Genomic DNA, 21,434 nt, shown 5'->3' on the forward strand with positions numbered 1-21,434 from the left:
GAAAGAAAGAGGACTTCTATATTGTTTACACCAATCAGTGAAAAAATCGACATCAATCAAGTGCGAGAGCATTCTAAATTATCTCCCGAAACTCTTGACAAAAAACAAGCCCGTGACCGTGAATTAGAAGCCATTCTAAAAGGTGAGGATGACCGGCTTCTCTTGGTTATCGGCCCATGTTCTTCTGACAATGAAGAGGCCGTTTTGGACTATGCTCATCGCCTGGCAAAACTTCAAGAAGAAGTCAAAGATAAAATTTTTATGGTCATGCGGGTCTACACTGCCAAGCCTCGTACCAATGGTGACGGCTACAAGGGCCTCATGCACCAACCTGATACTGATGCAGCACCAAGTCTGATCAACGGCATCAAGGCTGTTCGTAATTTGCACTACCGCGTCATTACCGAAACGGGTTTGACTACAGCTGACGAAATGCTTTACCCAGAAAACCTACCATTGGTTGATGACTTGGTTTCTTACATTGCCGTTGGTGCTCGTTCTGTTGAAAACCAACAACACCGCTTTGTTGCTTCTGGTATTGACGTTCCAACTGGTCTTAAAAATCCAACTTCTGGAAACCTTAAAGTTATGTTTAATGGTATTTTTGCCGCTCAGAAGAAACAATCCTTCCTCTTCAACAATACCGAAGTTGAAACATCTGGCAACCCGCTTGCTCACGTTATCCTTCGTGGTGCAGTCAATGAAAATGGCAAATATTTACCAAACTACTACTATGACAACCTCTTGGAAACCATTGAACTCTATGACCAATTTGGTTTGAAAAATCCATTCATCATCATCGATACCAACCATGATAACTCTGGCAAAAATTATATGGAGCAAATCCGCATCGTACGCCAAACCTTGATTAACCGTGACTGGAATGAATCCATTCGTAAGTATGTTCGCGGCTTCATGATTGAATCTTACATCGAAGATGGTCGCCAAGATAATCCAGATATTTATGGCAAATCCATTACAGACCCATGCTTAGGCTGGGAAAAAACGCAAGAACTCATCCGAGAAATCCACAGTAGATAGGAAAAGATTATGGGAATTCACAAACGTAGCACCAGTCTAGACATTGATAAAGTAAAAGAACTCTCCAAGTTAGAAGGCGAATTTTTAGCCGCTAAAAACCAACGTGACGAAGAATTAAAAGGCATCATACGTGGTGAAGATGACCGCCTGCTCTTGGTCATTGGTCCATGTTCTTCTGACAATGAAGAAGCAGTTTTAGAATACGCCAATCGCTTGTCCAAGCTTCAAGATGAAGTCAAGGATAAAATTTTCATGGTTATGCGTGTCTATACTGCCAAACCACGAACTAATGGCGAAGGCTATAAAGGACTAGTTCACCAACCAGACACTTCTAAGTTGCCAGACCTCATCAACGGTATCGCCGCTGTTCGTAACCTGCACTACCGTGTCATTACTGAAACAGGACTAACGACTGCTGACGAGATGCTTTACTCTGCCAACTATCCACTGGTAGAAGATTTGGTGTCCTACCACGCTATCGGAGCTCGTTCTGTCGAAGATCAAGAGCACCGTTTTGTTGCCTCCGGTATTGATATGCCGACGGGTATGAAAAACCCTACTTCTGGCAATCTTAAAGTCATGTTCAACGGTATCTACGCTGCCCAAAACAAACAAAACTTTATCTATCGTGATGCCGAAGTCGATACAGACGGCAATCCACTTGCCCATGCCATTTTACGCGGTGCCGCAACCGAACAAGGTACATACGAGCCAAACTACTACTACGATATTCTATTAAAAACTATCAAACAGTATGAACAGTTTGGTCTACAAAATCCATTTATCGTGATTGATACCAACCACGATAACTCTGGAAAAAATTATTTGGAACAAATCCGTATCGTCCGTCAAACCCTCATCAACCGAGCTTGGAACGAATCCATTCGCAAGTACGTTCGTGGCTTCATGATTGAATCCTACTTGGAAGACGGGCGCCAAGATAGCCCCGAGGTTTTTGGGAAATCCATTACCGACCCTTGCTTGGGCTGGGATAAAACAGAAGCACTTATCCGTGAAATCCACCAGACCTTATAAACTCAACAATATAAAAAATCATATGAAAATGGAGGAAACCTGTGACTATTGATGGATATACTCGCCTGGCTGCCGTTGTAGCCAAGCCAATCAAGCACTCTATCTCTCCCTTCATACATAATCTGGCATTTAAAGAAACAGGTGTAAATGGAGTATACGTCGCTTGGGAAATTCCAGAGGATGATTTGGCTGTTTCGCTTGAGAATATCAAACGCTATGACATGTTTGGTATCAATTTGTCCATGCCCTACAAACAAGCCGTTATTCCCTACCTTGATGACCTAACCCCAGAAGCTCGCTTGATTGGAGCCGTTAATACCGTTATTCACAAAGACGGTAAACTAATCGGACACAACACCGATGGAATTGGTTTTTTCAAGAGCTTGGAAAGATTAAAAGGCTTTCAAGTTAAGGACAAGCGACTAACCATCCTAGGAGGTGGCGGTGCTTCTACAGCTATCATTGCCCAGGCTGCTCTGGAGGGCGCCAAAGAAATCACCATTTTCTGCCGCCAACAAAGCCTGGAACGAACACAGACAAGTGTAGCACCTATTGCACAAGCTACTGGTGTTCCTATGAAAGTTCTAGCCAACAAAGACAGCCAAATAATTCAAAAAGAAATTACTCAATCAGACTTGCTAGTCAATGGAACCAGTGTAGGAATGGATGGAGTTTCTCTACCTATTCCTGCCAACCTACAATTCCCAAAACAACTCTTGGTTGCAGATGTGATTTACAAACCATTTGAAACACCCTTATTAAAACTAGCCCAGTCACAAGGAAATCCAACTATCAACGGTTTGGGCATGCTGCTCTTTCAAGCAGCCGAGGCCTTCCAAACCTGGACTAGAAAGGAAATGCCAACTGACTTGATTTGGGACCAATTAGTCCAGAAATACGACATCAACTAGAGAGGAAACCGGATGAAACTAACCGTCAATCTCCCCCATAATCCCTACGATATCCTCATCGAAAGAGGAAGTTTAGCACAGGCAGGTTCCTGGGTCAAAGGGCTCTGGAAACCTCAGAAAATCGCCATCATCACAGATGACCACGTCGGCTCACTCTATGCTGAAACTGTTCAATCAAGTTTAGAGGAAGCTGGCTTTGAAACCATTGTCTTTGCATTTCCAGAAGGCGAAGCTTCAAAAAATCTTGACACTGTCAATCAAGCCTACGAATTTCTCGTACAGCATGACATGACCCGAAGTGACGGAATTATCGCCCTAGGCGGCGGTGTCGTTGGCGATTTGGCTGGATTTGTTGCGTCAACTTATATGCGTGGCATCCATTTTCTACAAATTCCAACCAGCTTGACAGCCCAAGTTGATTCCTCTATCGGGGGAAAAACTGGCGTCAATACCCCGTTTGCTAAGAACATGGTAGGTACCTTCTGCCAGCCAGACGGCGTTTTAATTGATCCTGATACCCTCAAAACACTTGGCAAACGAGAATTGATTGAAGGAATGGGTGAGGTGGTTAAATACGGCCTAATCGATGACCTTGAACTCTGGGAAAAACTAGCTCAACTTGACGGATCTGTCAAAAGCATTTTAGAGAACGCTGACTACATCATCTACCACTCCTGCGAAGTCAAACGCAAGGTTGTTGTCGAAGATGAATTAGACAACGGTGTCAGACTCTACCTCAACTTCGGTCACACGATTGGACATGCCATTGAAGCGACTGCTGGTTACGGCCAAGTCATGCACGGTGAAGCTGTTGCCATCGGTATGGTGCAAATCTCACGCGCTGCTGAAAGAAAAGACCTCATGCCAGCTGGTATGACTGAAAAGATTATTGCCATGTGTGAAAAATTCGGACTACCAACTGCTCATCAACCTTGGAATGTAGATGAACTGTACGCAGCCCTGACACGAGATAAAAAGGCACGAGGCAAGTCAATCAAACTTGTCATCGTACCACAATTAGGTCAGGCTGCCATCCATCAAATCCCGATGGAAGAAATGCTAGAATTTTTACAACCATAAGAAAAAAGACTACTGACTTAAATGAAATCAGTAGTCTTATTTTTTATAAAATCATCTCATCGTCAGTGAGCTTTTCACCGCTATTTTTGTAGAAGAGGTCCATCAAGTTTTGAACAGTCAAGTTCTTTTTCTCTTCTCCTGCTACATCGACAACAATCTGACCACGGTGCAACATAACCAAACGATTTCCATATTCGATGGCATTTTCCATGTTGTGCGTAATCATAAGAGCTGTCAACTGGTGACTTTCCACGATTTTTTTGGTCAATTCCATAACCATGTCGCTGGTTTTTGGATCCAGGGCGGCAGTATGTTCGTCCAAGAGCAGAACTTTTGGTTTAACCAGCGAAGCCATCATCAGGGTCAAGGCCTGACGTTGACCACCCGAGAGGAACTGCGTATCCACTTTCATACGGTTTTCCAAGCCCAAACCAAGCTCTTTCAAGGCTTCTTTGAAAATAGCCCGTTCGCTGTCTTTCACACCCCAAGCAAGTCCACGAGATAAACCACGGCGGTAGGCAATGGCCATGTTTTCTTCAATGGTCAAGCGAGAAGCTGTTCCCATCTTTGGATCTTGGAATACTCGACTAATGTCCTTAGAACGTTTAGCAGCTGATACATGCTTAATGGATTTACCTTCAAGCAAAATATCGCCCGAATCAACCGTCAAGGCACCTGCAAGTGAGTTCATGAAAGTTGATTTACCTGCACCATTACCACCGATAATAGAGATAAAATCCCCTTCTTTCACATCTAGGTTCAATCCACGAAGAACATGGTTTTCATTGACCGTCCCTGCTTCGAAGGTTTTATGAATATTTTGTATTGATAAAATAGTAGTCATGGTTTCCTCCTAAGCATTTCCATTCAATTTTGGTCGACGAATGTTGAGCTTCTTCTGCAATTCTGGCACATAAAGGACTGTTGCCAAGAGAATGGCTGAGAAGAGTTTTACAAGATCTGCATCCATGCCTGGAATTTCCAAAATCGCAAGAATAATCAATCGATAAACAACTGCACCAAGTACAACGGATAACAATCTCCAACCCAAGCGCAAGTTGCGTAAAATTACTTCTGCAATAATAACAGAGGCCAGACCGATAACAATGGTACCTGTACCAGAGTTCAAATCCGCATAGCCATTATTCTGTGTCAACAGGGCGCCACAGAGGGCAATCAGCCCATTTGACATCATGTAGCCGTAGATTTTCATATTGTCAACGTTGATACCATTGGCCTCACTCATTGGGATGTTGTCTCCGGTTGAACGAATAGCCAAACCAATTTGCGTATTCAACAAGAGAGTAAGCAGACCTACAACTGCCAAAACAAAAACAAGACCGATAACCAAGACGGCATTTGTTTTGGTCAAACCAAATTCCTGCAATTGAGTTACCAAGGTTTCTTGTTTTAGTAGGGCCACGTTGGCCTTACCCAAAATTTTCAAATTGATAGAGTAGAGACCTGTCAAAGTAACAATACCGGTCAAAAGGGCTGGAATTTTCAGTTTTGTATGAAGCAAACCTGAAATCAAACCTGCTCCCATGCCTGCAACCATTGCCAAGAACGTTGAAAGCAGAGGATTTACTCCATTGACTATCCCTGTTGCACAGACTGCAGCACCGAGGGGATAAGACCCCTCCGCTGTCATATCTGCAATGTCTAAAATACGAAAAGTCAGATAAACCCCAATCGCCATGACTGACCAAAGTAAACCTTGCGATATACTTGATAAAATAATATCCACAATTTTCTCCTTATTTGATAAAAGTAAAACTAGGTTCTATTCTACCACTTTTATTCTGTTACTGAAAGGTTAGAAGTATCAATACCCAATTTCTCAGCCATTTCTTCGTTGACATGAAGGCTAACTGTTTCAGGATATTCTACAGCTGTTTCAGATACCTTAGCACCTTCAATAATCTTAATGGCCATTTTGGCCGTTTGACGACCGAGTGCCTCATAGTTTGTGCCATAGGTCAAGAGTCCACCTTCGTCCACCATATCTGTTGAACCACCGATGACAGGAATCTTATACTCTACAGACAATTCACCAATCATTGTCATGGTTGAAGCAACAGTATTATCGGTTGGGATGAGGAGGGCATCTACATCCTTCATCAAGCTAGTTGTCGCATCTTGGACTTCATTTGAAGATGTGATTCCTTTTACTACTACCTTATAACCTGCTTTTTCTAGCAATTCTTTGGCTTGTTCAACTTGAACTTCTGAGTTCCGTTCGCTGGTAGTGTACAAAATACCTACTGTCTTAGCTTCTGGAACAGCTTGACCTAGCAATTCAACTTGTTTATCAATTGGAGCTTGGTCAGATGTACCCGTCAATAAGCCACCTGGTTTCTCGATAGTTTCAACTAAATCAGCCGAAAGCGGATCTGTAACTGCAGTAAAAACAATTGGCGTTTCCGTTGACACTGTTGCCAAACTTTGAGCAGATGGTGTCGCAATTGCTAAGACAATGTCATTTTCTCCGATTAATTGTTCAGAAATGGTTTGAAGGTTGGCCTGGTCACCTTGGGCATTTTGATAATCCATGACCAATTTTTCACCTTCTTTATAGCCATTTGCTTCTAATTCAGCTACAAAGCCTTCACGCGCTGCTGTCAATGACTCGTGCTCCATATACTGAAGTACACCAACTTTAACCGCTTCAGAAGAGGCTTGTTCTGAAGTAGATGAACAAGCTGCAAGAGTCAAAGCTGCTACACTTACCAATGAAACACTTGCTAATTTTTTTACTAGCTTATTATACATATAATCCAATCTCCTAACTGTTTATTCTTCTAGTAATTTAATGGTTGCTGCATCAATACCAACAGCACTTGCCATTTCTTCGTTAACTGTAATCGCTGCTGAGTTTGGTTTTTCAACTGCTAAATCAGCAGACTTTTCTCCTTCCAAAATCTTAACTGCCAATTCTCCAGCTTGCACACCGATTGCGTGGTAATCTACACCGTAAGTAAAGAGAGCTGCATCAATAACCGCTGCGTCAGATCCCATAGCTGGAACTTTTGCCTCTTTCAAAACATCACCAATGGTTGAAGCTGTTGAGGCTACTGTGTTATCAGTTGGAAGGTAAATTGCATCCACTTTGCCAGCCAATGAAGTGATGGCTTGTTGAACATCATTTGTCGAAGTAACAGTCGTCACTTCTACCTTAATCCCTTTAGCTTCAAGAGCTTTTTTAGCTTGCTCAGCTTGAACTTCAGAGTTTACCTCGCTAGAATTGTAGAAAATGCCGACAGTTTTAGCAGTTGGAACAACCTTGAGCAACATGTCAATCTGACCCTCTACATCAGTCGCATCAATTGATCCTGTCATGGTTCCTCCTGGGGCTTCCAAAGATTCCACCAAGCCGGCCTCCACTGGATCAGTAACTGCTGTGAAGACACCAGGAGTTTCAGCATCTGCGTTTAACATGGCCTGGGCTGCTGGGGTCGCAATAGCAAAGTTAAGGTCATTGTTACCAGCTAACTTTTGAACCATTGTCTGCAAGTTGGCTTGATCACCTTGTGAATTTTGCAAATCAATTGTTAAGTTTTCACCTTCTTTGTAGCCTGCTTCTTCCAATGCTTCCACGAAACCTTCACGGGCCGCAGTTAATGCCTCATGTTCTGCATACTGGATGATACCAACATTTACAGAGTCAGTGTCTGATGAACTTGAGCTACAAGCGGCCAAGGTAATTGCTGATAAGAGTGTTACTGAACTAAGAATAATTTTTTTAAATCCCATGATTTATCTCCTTTTTATATATAAAAAATGAACAAGAAAGGACCGCTTAGACTACACTCTAAACGGTCCTATATTTCAACTGTATATGAAAACAGAAGGAATTACTGTGCCATTTAGATGTATCATCTATGAGGCACATGTCAAAACAACTACAGCCACATAGATACAAACTTTACGTTCCCGTGTTTGCATCCATGTTTACCATGACTACAAACACTATCTAAAATAGCCGTAGAAATAAGTATGATTAGCTGAAAGTTTCTGACACATTTGCAACATTTCTGTTTTCCTTTCTGATGATTTTTTATTCTCATCTATCTTAAATCATTTGAAACAATTTGTCAACAAAAATTGCTTAAATTTTCAGATTTTTCAACTTTTTTAACAAATTTCATGAAAAAAGGAATTGGAGATTGTCCAATTCCTAAAGTTTTTATTTAACCTCAACTTTTTCTGTCCAAGGACGAGCAGTTGTTGCAAGCACTTCGTTAAGTTCTTCTACGTTGCGACGGCCTTGGTCAGCCAACCAAGCTTTAGCTGCTTCTTCCCCTTCGCTTGCAAATATAGCTACTGCATCCTTCCAAGTTGCACGTCCACAAAGAACACCGTTAAAGCTTGAACCTGCTTCTTTAGCAAAGACAAGGGTTTCTTGGAAGAGTTTCGCAGACACGCCCGCACTCAAATAGATAAACGGCAAGTGAGTACTGTCTGTTTGCTCCTTGAAGAAGGCTTTGGCTTCCTCAACTGTATATACTGGCTCTTCATCTGTGTAGCCTTCTACAAAGTTCATGTTAACCGGTACTTCTACCTTGAGGACATCTGCATTGTAGCGTGGTTTACTGAACTCACGCATAGCGCCATTGACCTTGTGTGGTTTGAGGGCTGCGTATTCACGAGAGGTTACATCCATGTCGCTGGCATCGTAGGTCAAGATTTCAACGAAGTAAGGAATATCTTCTGCAACACACTCGCTACCAATACGTTCTACCCAGGCATGCTTGATGTCATTGATTTCTGGCTTGTCATCTACATCATAGTAAAGCAAGATTTTTACGGCATCCGCACCCAATTCTTTGATGCGTTTTGCTGACCAGTTTGGTAAAAGGTCTGGCAAACGACCTGGAGTTGAGGCATCGTAACCTGTTTTTTCATAAGCTGCGATGAAGCCACAATCTGCATGGCGCAATTCTGAAGCTGGAACACCGTATTCCGCATCCAAAAGGATGGAGCTTGCATAAGGGGTCAAATCGCTTGAGATGACTTTCTTGAAGTCAATCAAAATATCATCTCCAAATTCTCCACCACCTGCAGCTGCTGCTAAAAGGCGTTTCAATGCACCACGTTGGTCAATAGCCAAGGCCGCAATGACCTGATCGCTGTTTGACAAGCGCGTCATATGGTCAAACTTAGCCTGTGAAAGTTGTAATTTTGTCATTCTTTTCCTCCTAAGGATTTTATTAACCGAATCGTTTGACTCCATCGAGGTAGGTGGCTTTCAAACGTCCTGCATCATCTACAACGATAAAGTCTGCTGCCCTTCCTTCTGCAATCTGACCACAAACATGGTCGATGTTGACAGAACGAGCTGGTGCCAAAGATGCCATTCGAAGGGCATCCGGCAAGGAAACCAAGCCCCATTCAACCACATGCTGAACAGCTTGAATCAATTCGAGGATTGATCCTGCCAAGCTTCCATTGTGCTTGAGGCGGGCTGTGCCGTCTTTTACAACGACTTCAAATTCTCCAAGTCGAGAATCTCCTTCACCCATTCCTCCAGCTCGCATACAGTCTGTAATCAATACAGTTTCTTCTGCGCCACGCGCTTTAATAACGACTTCTGCTGCCGCTGGATGAACATGGTGACCATCACAAATCATTTCTGCATAAACATTTTTTAAGTTCAGGGCTGCGCCAACCATTCCTGGCTCACGATGATGTAGCCCACTCATACCATTGTAAACATGGACAAAAATATTTGCACCAGCCTTTACAGCCGCTTCTGCTTGCGCATAGGTCGCATCACTATGAGCGAGAGCTGTATGAATGGCCTTGCTGTTGGCAAATTCGATAAATTCTGTCACGCCTTCTCTTTCTGGCGCAATGGCAATTTTGTTGACCAAGCCTTTGGAAAGCTGGTGCCATTTGTCCAATTTCTCAATCGATGGGTCGCTCATATACTTGGGATTTTGAGCTCCCTTGTATTTTTCTGTAAAGAAGGGACCTTCTAAGAAAATTCCTTGGATCTTGGCACCTGTTTCCTGCCCTGCATAGGTTCCAATGGTTTCACAGACGGCATCCAGATTTTCTGTGGAATCTGTTAATGTTGTTGGCAACCAAGAAGTTACCCCGCAGGATAAGAGACCTTCTGAAATGACTTTGATGCCTTCAAAATCATTGTCCATAACATCGTGAGATGCATAGCCATGAATATGGGTGTCCACCAAACCTGGTGCCAGATGATAGTCGGAATAATCAATGATTTCCCCTTCTGGTTTTTCCGTCAGAATCTGCCCGAAGGTGCCTGCTTCTGTTAGTTCTAGATAAGCAGATTGAACCTCACTGTCTGCTAATACAATAGATTTTACTTTAATATATTTGACCATAGCCCCTCCTTAATCAATATATTGTTTATTGAACTGGTTATAACCATATATTAATTGTATTATAGTATGAATTTTGGAAAATGTCAAGTTTTTCATGAGAATTTCTTCTCGCAAATACGAATTAAGAAAAATACCAAAAATTTGCTTCTCCCTCCCTGTTTGATTACTAAGGACTCAAATAAGAGAGGGGAATGGACTAATACTTCTCTTTCCTTTTTTGGAGAGCTAATGCAAGGCAGCCAAGCATGGTGAGACCTGCCAAACTTAATTCAGATGATTGGTCACCTGTTTTTGGCAAGCTCTTTTCTGTTGAACTATCTCTGGTAGAAACCGATTGATTGTTTGAGATGGCATGGTATTGTGCTATGGTATCCAAATCCAGTTCAGGAAGATGGTACTTCACACTCTCTCCCTTGGCTGTAATCAACTTCGTTTCAACTGGGGATATTTCGCCAGTTGGTAATTCCGGAGCTTGTACCCCTTCACCGTGAGTTGATACTTCTTGATAAACTAGAGCATAATAGCTAAAATGTTTTGTCTTGAAAGCAATAGCTGGGATTTCTTGACCATTATCATTCTTAATAACTGTTGGTGTAAAGTCTAAAACTTGGGACTGTTCTAGAGTCGGTAAGTATACAAGCTTCGCAACTTGTTTGCCTAAATCAATCGGAACAACCACCGACACTTCCTGACTTGGCTCAATCACATTATTTTCATGATCGAGTAATTGTAGATCATACAGATCAAAATCTTGACCAAGGAGAGCTAGTGGGGTAGTTGAACCTCCAGCTTCTAATAACTCTACTTTGAGTGCAACGATAGACTTACTTTCTCCTCTTGCCAACTCAACTCGCAAACCTGTCTTACTATCCTTAAATTCACGAAATTCTTCAATAATTGGCTGATTCGTTGGTTTTTCAACAGGCAAATCAACTGGAGTATCTACTGGTTGTTCAGTTGGTTTGTCTGATGGTGCATCTTCTGGATTATCTCCTGAGCTATCTACTGGTTGTTCATTTGGTTTGTCTGATGGTACATCTTCTGGCTTATCAACTGAGCCATCTACTGGTTGTTCAGTTGGTTTGTCTGATGGTGCATCTTCTGGCTTATCTCCTGAGCTATCAACTGGTTGCTCAATCGGTTTGTCAGTTGGGGCTTCTACCGGTTTATCAACTGAAGTATCCGCTGGCTTCTCAATTGGTTTGTCAGCTGGGGCTTCTACTGGGTTATCAGCTGAGCTATCAACTGGTTGCTCATTTGGTTTGTCAGTTGGGGCTTCTACTGATTGCTCTGAGGAATTCCCCTTGTCTGAAACCTCCGACTCTGTTTTGTCATTTTCAGACTGCGGTGTTTCATTAAATGTTGCCAAGGCTGTCTCAATCCATTCATTGATTGCATTGATACTTTCCTTGGTTGGAGATTGGCGAATCAGTTCAATAGTCGCCAAGGCATCTGCTAATATAGCCTTGGACTCAGCATTTTCTTCAGTGGCCGGCAAAGCATTCACTTTGTTTACCAACTGAGCGAGAAGTTCTTCTTGAATCATAGGTAGTGGTGTTTCTGGTTTATTGGTTGGCTTATTCTGGTTGTCGTCAGTCTTGTCTATCGGTTGATTTACTGGCTCTTCGCTAATAGGTTTTTCCTCTACCGAGGACTTGGAGGTTAAGGCAGATAAGCGTGCTTTAGCAGCTTGAATCTGCTCTTTGCTTGCGTATTTATTTTTTAAAACATTATTTATCAGTAACCAATCTGCACTAGTTAGCTCTACTTTTTTCTCTGCAAACTCTCTAGCAAGGCTAGCTTTTTCAGTCCTTGCTAGATCTTGAAAGACTCTCAGCTCTTTGACGGCAATCTCATTTTTTCCTGCCTGACGATTCACACTTTCAAACTTGATGTAGCGAGCAGTTTGTGGAGAGAGAGAAATGGACAAATCCGCCTGAGAATTATTGCTAACTGTATGGATTTCTCTAAAGTTCACCATATCATCCGATGTCAGAATCTTAAAGGCAGTGGCTAACCGTTGAGGATCAAATAAAACTTGAAGAGCAGAGAAGTTTTGAGTTTTTTCTAGGTCAATGATAAAGAAGTCTCGATCGTGGTTACTCGAATTCCATCTTCCCTCACTGGCATCTACATCACCATCCGTTACCCGTAACTTGTAGTAAGGACGAATTTCTTGATTCCAAAAGTTGGAATTGTGGCGATAATCATAAACAGGTTTATGAAGGGCAATATTGACCTTACTGAGATCATCAGTAGCCACCTCATCAGTTGCACTGGTTCTATTGTAAACCTTGATGTCTTTAATATAACCCTTGAATCCTTTAGCGATTTCCTTAAATGGAAGATTGAAACTTGTGCGGAAATTCTTATCTGTTCCAGTTGCCACACCCGGACTAACATCATGGCTGAAGGTGACTATTTTTTCATTATTCAAATATACAGACAAGACCTGTCTCGTACCAGCCAAAGTCAATTTGTATTCTTGTCCCACTTCGAGTTTTGGTCGAATGTGTTGAGAATAGAAATATCGGTTGAACATCAAGCCCTCTTGCACTTGACCAGCTTGATTACGTCCTTTTTTATTCAGATAAATTGCTCCATCTTCACTCAAAAGAAGACTTCCTTGATCAACGTCGGTAGGCTTGAAGGTCATTTCAAGTGTATATGGTAAGCCTATTGTCTCAATGTCTGTTATCAGATGATTGCTACCGTCAAATTTCAACCATTTTTCACCATCCTGCTCAACAACCTCAAGATTTCCTTGAACCTGAACATCATGACCATTTGTACTCAAGTCAATGATTTTCTCGTTTTCGATATGTTTAGCATCGATGTGAACTAAGACTTCTGAATGGCTAGCCAACGGAAGATAATTATCCTTTAGTCTAGTTGCCTCGATTGCCTTCTGATAATCAATGAAGGAACGTTGCGATGTCGGGTTCCATGTTTTGAAACCAATCATAGCCAAAGATTTTTCCAAACGATGATAAAGATCACTTTCTTCAATACCTTCAGCATGCTCATCCCCCCACATGGCCCCCTTGGCACCTAATAAGAGAGGCTCGCCCTCTAAGGCTGCTCGCTTACTTGCATCCCGCATATCAAGATTGAAAACATTTGGTTTCCAATAATCATATACATATTGCTCATTGATAATATCCTTGTGGTTTCGACCTGGTGTAACATAGGTAAATGGCTGTGGCACATTGACTACCCTATAGCCTTCGTTAATTCGATCCATGGTTACTGATTCATACTGTGCCCATTCATCGAAAATAATATCTTTTGATACTGGGGTTCTACCATCAAATTTCGTCAAAGCTCCCCATGTCCGAACTGTTTTCCCCTTGGATTTTGCCAATTCATTCAGTTCATTCATATAGGCACGGAAACTTTCCTTATTTCCATCTGGTTTCCAATACTCATCCACACCTAAATGGATATGTCCATAAGTAAAAACATCGTTATCCAAATAAGAATTTAATAAGTCAGTAATAAAGCGTTTAGCAGCCTGTGTTCTCTCTGGATGATTGGTTTCATTGATTGATAAGAGTTCATAATCACCAGGATAGTTGATTTCCTTGCCCAGATAATCAATCTTATCTGGATTATCAATGGCATACAATGTATAGGCAGCAGAGTGACCAGGTGTATCAATTTCAGCTAGAATATTGACACCAGCAGCATGACTATCTTCCTGGAAAATGCGAAAGGCATCTAAACTATAGGTTGGATTTTTGTAAATTTCCCGATAGAAATCGTATTCACCCTCGTAACGATCATGCTTAAAGTCACTTAAATGAAGGGAAGGAAAAGCTTGGCTTTCCAAACGATGCGCAGCCTCTGTTTTTCTCCATCCTTCTAAATCTGCCCTAGATCCTGGTGGCCACTGGGTATCATTGATGTGTAAATGAAGTTCATTAAGTTTATACCATCTGAATAATCGTGACACTTCTTGAACGAAGTCCAATCTCATCGGAATCCGTGCCACGTCTAAGAGCATGCCACGAATAGCATAGGTTGGATAATCCCGATAGACACCTTTGGTGATTTCTCCATCCGCTTGAAGCATTTGGGCAATGGTTACTGCAGCATAGTTAAAGGCTTTGGCATTGTTGGCAAAAACCTCAATCTTATCACCAACCCTCATCAGATAACCTTCTTCTTTTAGATTATAAGGATCATCTTGAGTCAGTTTGAATAGGACTTTAGCATCACTTTCAGTGCCTGTCCCTAGACCAAAGCCAAGAATCGTTTCCAAATCCTTGTTGAAGAGTTCGCCTTGCTTTTTATAATCAGAGGCAATATAAAATTTGTCACTAGACTGAAGTTTTAATTTGCCTTCACCTGCCAGAAATTCTTGAATTTCCAAAGCAATGGTTGGTTTCTGATTCTGTCCATTGACGATTTCTTGATGATTAGAAGAGATGCGAATGGTTTTATTTTGCTTAGCCGTAGAAACAAGTTCGCCTGTATCCTTGCGACGAGCTGCAACTACCATTTTGACATCTAGGTCATTCAAAACATAGTTAGAAATAACTCCACTATTATCAACCACATATTGATTTGCAGAACCAATAACCTCATAGCTATATTCATCATCAGCTTCGATATTAGTCAATACAACTCGACCATCTCTCACAGCTAGGCTCGCTTGTTCAAGTTTCGTTGCCGGATTAATCGGTGTTGAAATTGTCCCTAAAAGCTGACCATTCACTCGAATATCCTTAATGGATACAGCCTTACCTCCAGCAAAATAATTGACCTTATCAAAATGGAAACGAAGGTAGCGGTCTGACGTTAGCGGTGTAGAAAACTCCATTTTATCTGTTGGGTTTGATTTTTGAGCATCTGGAGCTAGTTGTGTATTGTGATATAGCTCTCTCCAACTACCATCTTGACCAGTTGCAGATGTCAAAATTTTATAATCAGTTGCATAGACCCGCAAATAATAATCTACTTCAATGGAACTTATTTTTGCTTGTGTCCCCAAATCAACCTGCAACCATTGTGCTTGTTGAGGTGTGTTTTCACTGGTCCCATTCTTCATATCCGCAGCGGCGTAACGCGTATTTGGGTTGTTATCAAAAGCACCTTCCGCAGTCGTTCCAGTACCTGCCTCAACTCCTGAGCTAGTAGCTGGACGATTGAGGGATATATTAGAAACTGTAAGTAGGCTAGTCGAATCTCCTGATTGAGGGAGTGTTGCTGGCTGCTCGGTTCCAGCCTGATTTCCTGTCTCTAAAGTCAAAAATTGCCCAAAAACGCGAACTTCATTTACGGATACCGCATGACCTGCAGCGAAGGTATTAAGTTTCTTAAATCTCAATCTCAGATAGCGTTCCACATCACGAGCAGCCTCAAGTTGAATGACATCTTTAGGATTTTGCGTAGTATTGCTGGCTTGTAAATTCTGACTACTTGCAATCTCTTGCCAATCTGTCCTATTGGCTGATGTTTCTACCACATAATCAGTTGCATAGACTTTCCTATAAAAATCAACTTCGACCCGTTCTACTTTGGCTTTGGCACCCAAGTCAACACTTAACCATTGTTCTGTCTGATTTGTAGTGTCAGTGGCTGTCTTCATGTGTTGTGAAGAAAAACGACTAGTAGCATCACCATCAAATGCAAGATTAGGTGTATATTGTGTCCCAGGCTCAACACCAGAAGCTTGAGCAGTTGCTGCCTTCCCCTCAACTAAGTTCACTGTTGCATTCTGATTAGCAGTGCTTGAATTTGCTTCCTCAGACACTGCAAATTCCATACGACCAGTTTCTATTGCTTGATCTTCAATCAAGTCTTTTGTAGTAGGTTGTTCTGTTAGCAGGGTATTTTCAGAAGAAACGTCAACCGTTGAAGAACTTTCCAATTCAACTTGTTTCTCCGTACTTAGTTCGAGCTGGTCTGCCAATACTATATGAGGAGTATTGGCAAATAAAAAGGCACCAACTACAACTGCACCAACCCCTAGACTGGTCTTACGTATAGAGTAGCGGTATGCACGTTCTAGATGAGTTTTTTCTTTTCTTCTCATCCGGATACCTCCAAGAATCCTTATTTTATGTGTATTTACCTATTGTTATATTAACATAAAATAAAAGCGTTTTCAAGGAATTTCCTAACTATGTTAAAAGAAAGTAAAACGATTGAATATGAATTGGTCCTTTGTCGTTCGGTTTCATTTTAGTTCTTGCTCCAAGTAACTGAGAGATTGATGGATGTTGGAATTAAAGACTTATTGACAAACTCTTAGGAGTGGCAGTAGACTTGAGCCCACCCTCAAGTCCAATTGACAAAATATAAAAAGAAAGACTCTATCAAACTGAATTCGAAACAGGACATGTTTAGGGTTCATAAAGTTGAAAATTCTAGAGATTTTTTGGTGCGGTTTCATAACTTGACAACTCAAAATCGCCATTTTTTAATTCAAACTGCTATAAATGACATACAAGGCAAACAGCACCTCAGGTCCTTAGCTGAATGCAAATTCATTCGTGTATACAAAAAAACAGCTTTACAGCTGTTTCTTATAGCAATTCATTCAAAGGTTGGAAAATAATGCGTTCCAAATCTGCAACATAGCTTGCCAACTGTTGTTGTTTGCTAAAGTATTCCGTCAATAGTGGATTAGCCTGAACCTTCTTATTGAAGTCCAACATAGTTTTTTGATCTGCCTCTGTAGGAATGTCTCCAGATTGGATTTTGTTTTGGATATCTTTTTGGAAAGAAATATAGCTATTCAAAATTTCTTTAGCTTCTGGATTTCCCTCAACTGAGACCTTAACAACTTCTACTGCCTTATATTCAGGCAAGTTGCGGATAGCACGTTCCAATTCATTTGCGATATCATAGATATTTGTTGACATTAACTTTCTCCTTTAATCGTGGTAAATTTGATAATTCGTTTGCTCATTCAAACGTTGAGCTGCTTCTTCCAAGTTCACCTTATTTTTAAACGTAATTTGTAATATACCGTGTATATCTTCACGGTTCTCTTCGTTGATACGGATATTGACAATGGAAATTCCACGTAGAACCTCCAAAACCTTCAAAATCGTATCTTCCTCATCGGGAACGCTAAGGAATAAATCATAGAAGGAATCCACCCCTGCTCGCTTATGAATTTCCATAGCCTTGCGGGTTTGACGACCACGTTCAAAGAATTCCCAAATAGCTTCTTTATTCCCGGATTTCAAGACGGTTGAAACTTGGTTCAGTCGATCTTGAAATTCCTCAATCCTATCCAAAATCGCTTCTGGATTGGTCATGAGAATACTGGTCCACATCCCCGGCTCACTTTCAGCAATACGCGTCATATCTCGAAAACCACCTGCCGCAAAATTGTTTGTGAAAGGATGTTCTTTTGCATAGTCACCAGCCTGATTCATCAGACTAGATGCTAAGATATGTGGAAAATGGGAAATTTGACTAGTTACTTTATCATGTTCTGAAGCATCTATTTGGACAAAGCGGGCACCTGTTCCAGATAGTAAATCAGTCAATCTAGGAACAGCATCTGCCTTTGTAGCCTGACAGGGAGTCATGATAAAATAGGCATTTTCAAACAAGTGTATATCTGCTGCAACAGCACCTGACTTGTGACTGCCCGCCATGGGATGTCCACCAAGGAAATTGATGTGTTTGGGAAGCAAAAATTTCTCGGCAGCATCTACAATAGCCGACTTAGTCGAGCCTGCATCTGAAATCAGAACTCCTTCTTTCATGTTCATTTGACTCAGTTTTTCTATCAAATCAAGCGAAACCTGAATAGGAACACATAGCAAAATCACATCTGCTTTAGAAGCTAGTTCAGCTAGATTATCCGATTGTTCATCAACCATCTGTCTTTCCAAGGCTATATTCGCTGATGCTTGATTGGGTTCATAACCCAAAAGATGATAATCTGGATGCTGTTTGCGAATACAGAGAGCGAGAGAACTTCCAATCAGTCCTAGACCGACAATCAAAATAGTTTTTTTCATTCTTGACCTAGAAATTTCTAACGTAGTCTCGGTGACTAGCTACCGCCGCTTTTAATTCTTCCATGTTATCAGAAGAGAATTTCTCCAAGATTTCTGTTGCAATGGTCGTAGCAACGACAGATTCCATAACAACACCTGCTGCTGGAAGAGCCGTTGGGTCCGAACGTTCCACAGTTGCTTTATAAGGCTCATGCGTGTCAATATCAACGGACATCAAAGGCTTATATAGGGTTGGAATTGGTTTCATCACACCTCGGATTACCAATGGTTCTCCATTTGTCATGCCCCCTTCAAAACCACCTAGGTTATTGGTTCTGCGTGTGTAGCCCTCTTGTTGAGACCAAAGAATTTCATCCATGACCTGACTACCTTTCAAGTAACCAGCTTGGAAACCAACACCAAACTCTGCTCCTTTAAAAGCATTGATAGAAACAACTGCCTGAGCCAGTTTAGCATCCAATTTCTTATCCCATTGAACATAGGAACCCAGACCAACAGGTACACCGCCAACAATGGTTTCGACGACACCACCAATGGTATCACCATCACGCTTAATCTGGTCGATATAGGCCTTGATTTCCTCTTCACGTTCCTGGTTAACGATAGATACTTCAGACTTAGCTGCACGTTCCTTGATCTCTGCGACTGTCAATCCATCTGGTACATCAATTTCCTTACCACCAAAAACGACCACATGGTTAGCTATTTCTATATCAAGCTCTTTCAAAATTCGTTTTGCAACGGCACCAACTGCCACACGCATGGTTGTTTCACGCGCACTAGAACGCTCCAAGGAATTTCGCAAATCATCGAAACGATATTTCATGCCACCAACCAAGTCAGCATGACCTGGACGCGGATGTCTAATCCGACGCTTGCTTTTTAGCTTATCTTCAATATCCTCAACAGCCATAATATCCAACCACTTTTGATGGTCCTTATTGGTCACATTAAGTGTAATTGGTGCTCCAGTTGTCTTACCATGGCGAACACCGGCTGTAATTTCAACTCGGTCTGTTTCGATTTGCATACGGCTTCCACGACCGTAACCACCTTGGCGGCGTTTCAAATCCGCATTGATATCTTCTGCAGTCAAAGGAAGACCAGCTGGAACTCCCTCAATAATGGCTGTCAAACGTGGTCCATGGGACTCACCAGCTGTTAAATAACGCATTTTAATTCTCCAAAATTTCCAAAAACTTGCGTGTATTGGCCAAAGACATCTGTCCTGGAGCCGATACTTCATCTAAACTTGCAAAGGTCCAACATGAACCCGTTATTACACCTGCAATCCGAGTGATTTTTCCTAGCTCACCCATGGCAATGGTTGCAAAAGTCTGTTCAGCATTTAAGGTCTTGAAGCCACGAGTGTAGTTCATAACATCCAAGACATCCTGTTCACTCTTAGCCAAGACAGCCATTTTTACTACTGCAGGCGAAAGACTAGTCAATTCAGACATGATTTCCAGATAGTTGCCTGGTGTTTCATCAAAATTATGATAACTCAAGACAAGATTTGGAAACTCCAACATCTGCTCAAAGACTGACTGATAAGAATAATATTCAAAATCAATATAGTCTGGTTGATAGAGGGCTGCAACTTCCTTAATCAAGTCCACATATTCCTGATCTGACAAGTCCAAATAGCCACCCTCACGAGTCGTGCGAATTGTAAAAATAATTTCCTTGCCATTGCATTTTTCAAAAATAGCTGGAGCAACTTTTAGAATATCTTCTTTCGGAAGATAGTCAGCCCTCCACTCAATGAGGTCTGCTTCTGCTAAACGCTCCACATCAAGGGCATCTACTTCTTCCAAATTTCTAGGCATAATAGGTACTACTATTTTCATTTTTCTACCCTTATCGTAAAGACCTTGAGGTAATTACTACTTTCATCATGTTTATTAAATTTAAAATCAGCTGGTAAACGATAGTCAGCAATATAACGATGCTTTATAGAACCAAATCCCTTTTCGATTTGCTGACGGAATTTCTCCACTGTCACATTGGCTGCATTTGTTGATGCAATAATAATTCCATTGGAATTTAGTATCTCTAGTGACTGGGAAATCAGTTTATGGTAATCCTTTGCAACTGAAAAGGTCTGTTTCTTATTTCGGGCAAAACTTGGTGGATCTAAGACAATGACATCATATGACAGTCCTTTACGTTTGGCATATTTGAAATATTCAAATACATCCATCACCACAAAGTGATGATTGTCTAATTCTAGACCATTAACCTTAAAATGAGCTTTAGAAAGTTCACGCGAGCGTTTAGCCAAGTCAACCGAAGTCGTTTCCACTGCCCCGCCCATGGCGGCAGCAATGGAAAAGGCTGCTGTGTAGGAAAACATGTTGAGCAGTGATTTACCAGCTGCTAATCCATCTACCAAAGACCCCCGAACTTCATGTTGGTCCAGAAAAATACCTGTCATCAAGCCATCATTCATGAAAACTTGATAGGCAACCCCGTTCTCTAAAACAGTGAAAAACTCAGGTGCCTCTTGTCCGTATTGAAAGGCTGACTCATGGTCCAATCCCTTAAACCGGATTTTCTCATAGGCCCCCTTCACCTCTGGAAATACTTCTTGAAAGGCTGCTACTATTGTGTCTTTTAGCGAATAAACAAAGGTATTATACCACGAAAAAACTGCATATGTATCATACAAGTCAACAGTCAAACCACCGAAATCATCACCATCTTGATTAAATATTCGAAAAGCGTTGGTCAAATCCGACTCATAAAAACACTGTCTCTTTTGTCGAGCTTTCCTAAACAGATTCACAAAGAAATTTTCTGTCAATTCTTCATGGGAATTGCTATATAGCCAACCAATCCCCTTATTTTGAGGAGAAAGATAAGCCTTTCCAAGATGTTTTCCATCCTGAGAAACCAGGCTTACAACTTCGTCTTCTAATTCTGGAATTTTTGCAAAATCAGCACCATCAAGAAGTTGAATACCTCTATTTATCTTTTGTTCAGTAATACGGTTTACCTTCATTTTCATACATTTATTATAC

The 21,434-nt window shown here is 41.4% G+C and carries 16 protein-coding genes; 4 read left to right on the plus strand and 12 right to left on the minus strand.

The features are described from left to right. Nucleotides 1–18: 18 nt before the first annotated feature. The 4 genes from NF418_RS06695 to aroB are packed head-to-tail and all read left to right on the plus strand — an operon-like array spanning nt 19 to nt 4,067. On the plus strand, nt 19–1,041 hold the full coding sequence (locus NF418_RS06695; protein ID WP_256778983.1) for a 3-deoxy-7-phosphoheptulonate synthase: 1,023 nt from the start codon (nt 19–21) through the stop codon (nt 1,039–1,041). 9 nt (nt 1,042–1,050) lie between these two features. Further along, the gene (locus NF418_RS06700) at nt 1,051–2,076 is read left to right on the plus strand and encodes a 3-deoxy-7-phosphoheptulonate synthase (protein ID WP_256778938.1); all 1,026 of its coding nucleotides are present in this window, start codon (nt 1,051–1,053) and stop codon (nt 2,074–2,076) included. Between the two features lie 41 nt (nt 2,077–2,117). Next, nucleotides 2,118–2,987 (plus strand): shikimate dehydrogenase, encoded by an 870-nt coding sequence (locus tag NF418_RS06705; protein ID WP_256778939.1) that lies wholly within the window; start codon nt 2,118–2,120, stop codon nt 2,985–2,987. Nucleotides 2,988–2,999: 12 nt separating this feature from the next. Further along, on the plus strand, nt 3,000–4,067 hold the full coding sequence (gene aroB, locus NF418_RS06710) for a 3-dehydroquinate synthase (protein ID WP_256778940.1): 1,068 nt from the start codon (nt 3,000–3,002) through the stop codon (nt 4,065–4,067). A 43-nt stretch (nt 4,068–4,110) separates the two neighbouring features. On the opposite strand, the gene NF418_RS06715 is transcribed toward aroB, so the two are convergent. The 12 genes from NF418_RS06715 to NF418_RS06770 form a co-directional block, all read right to left on the minus strand. After that, nucleotides 4,111–4,911 carry an ABC transporter ATP-binding protein gene (locus NF418_RS06715; RefSeq protein WP_256778941.1) on the minus strand — a complete coding sequence of 267 codons (801 nt, stop codon included), beginning with the start codon at nt 4,909–4,911 and terminating at the stop codon, nt 4,111–4,113. Nucleotides 4,912–4,920: 9 nt separating this feature from the next. Continuing rightward, nucleotides 4,921–5,814 (minus strand): ABC transporter permease, encoded by an 894-nt coding sequence (locus tag NF418_RS06720; protein WP_105145274.1) that lies wholly within the window; start codon nt 5,812–5,814, stop codon nt 4,921–4,923. A gap of 50 nt (nt 5,815–5,864) precedes the next feature. After that, nucleotides 5,865–6,839 (minus strand): ABC transporter substrate-binding protein, encoded by a 975-nt coding sequence (locus tag NF418_RS06725; RefSeq protein ID WP_256778942.1) that lies wholly within the window; start codon nt 6,837–6,839, stop codon nt 5,865–5,867. Nucleotides 6,840–6,860: 21 nt separating this feature from the next. After that, entirely contained in the window at nt 6,861–7,820 is a 960-nt protein-coding gene (locus NF418_RS06730; RefSeq protein ID WP_256778943.1) for an ABC transporter substrate-binding protein, read from the minus strand. Nucleotides 7,821–8,253: 433 nt separating this feature from the next. Next, nucleotides 8,254–9,255, minus strand: coding sequence for a tagatose-bisphosphate aldolase (gene lacD, locus NF418_RS06735; protein WP_172000282.1), 1,002 nt, complete (start codon nt 9,253–9,255; stop codon nt 8,254–8,256). Nucleotides 9,256–9,277: 22 nt separating this feature from the next. After that, complete coding sequence (gene nagA, locus NF418_RS06740) at nt 9,278–10,423, minus strand: N-acetylglucosamine-6-phosphate deacetylase (protein WP_256778944.1); 1,146 nt, start codon at nt 10,421–10,423, stop codon at nt 9,278–9,280. Nucleotides 10,424–10,619: 196 nt separating this feature from the next. Continuing rightward, on the minus strand, nt 10,620–16,463 hold the full coding sequence (locus NF418_RS06745) for a discoidin domain-containing protein (protein ID WP_256778945.1): 5,844 nt from the start codon (nt 16,461–16,463) through the stop codon (nt 10,620–10,622). A gap of 493 nt (nt 16,464–16,956) precedes the next feature. Further along, entirely contained in the window at nt 16,957–17,295 is a 339-nt protein-coding gene (locus NF418_RS06750) for a YlbF/YmcA family competence regulator (RefSeq protein WP_256778946.1), read from the minus strand. 12 nt (nt 17,296–17,307) lie between these two features. Next, complete coding sequence (locus NF418_RS06755) at nt 17,308–18,411, minus strand: prephenate dehydrogenase (protein WP_256778947.1); 1,104 nt, start codon at nt 18,409–18,411, stop codon at nt 17,308–17,310. Between the two features lie 7 nt (nt 18,412–18,418). Then, the gene (aroC, locus tag NF418_RS06760) at nt 18,419–19,585 is read right to left on the minus strand and encodes a chorismate synthase (RefSeq protein WP_256778948.1); all 1,167 of its coding nucleotides are present in this window, start codon (nt 19,583–19,585) and stop codon (nt 18,419–18,421) included. A gap of 1 nt (nt 19,586) precedes the next feature. Then, the gene (aroD, locus tag NF418_RS06765) at nt 19,587–20,261 is read right to left on the minus strand and encodes a type I 3-dehydroquinate dehydratase (RefSeq protein WP_256778949.1); all 675 of its coding nucleotides are present in this window, start codon (nt 20,259–20,261) and stop codon (nt 19,587–19,589) included. Continuing rightward, nucleotides 20,258–21,421, minus strand: a complete 1,164-nt coding sequence (locus NF418_RS06770) for a class I SAM-dependent rRNA methyltransferase (protein ID WP_256778950.1) — start codon at nt 21,419–21,421, stop codon at nt 20,258–20,260. The genes aroD and NF418_RS06770 overlap by 4 nt, the downstream gene beginning before the upstream one ends. Nucleotides 21,422–21,434 lie beyond the last annotated feature (13 nt).

Source organism: Streptococcus suis, assembly GCF_024509555.1.
Classification (GTDB): Bacteria; Bacillota; Bacilli; order Lactobacillales; family Streptococcaceae; genus Streptococcus; species Streptococcus suis_AD.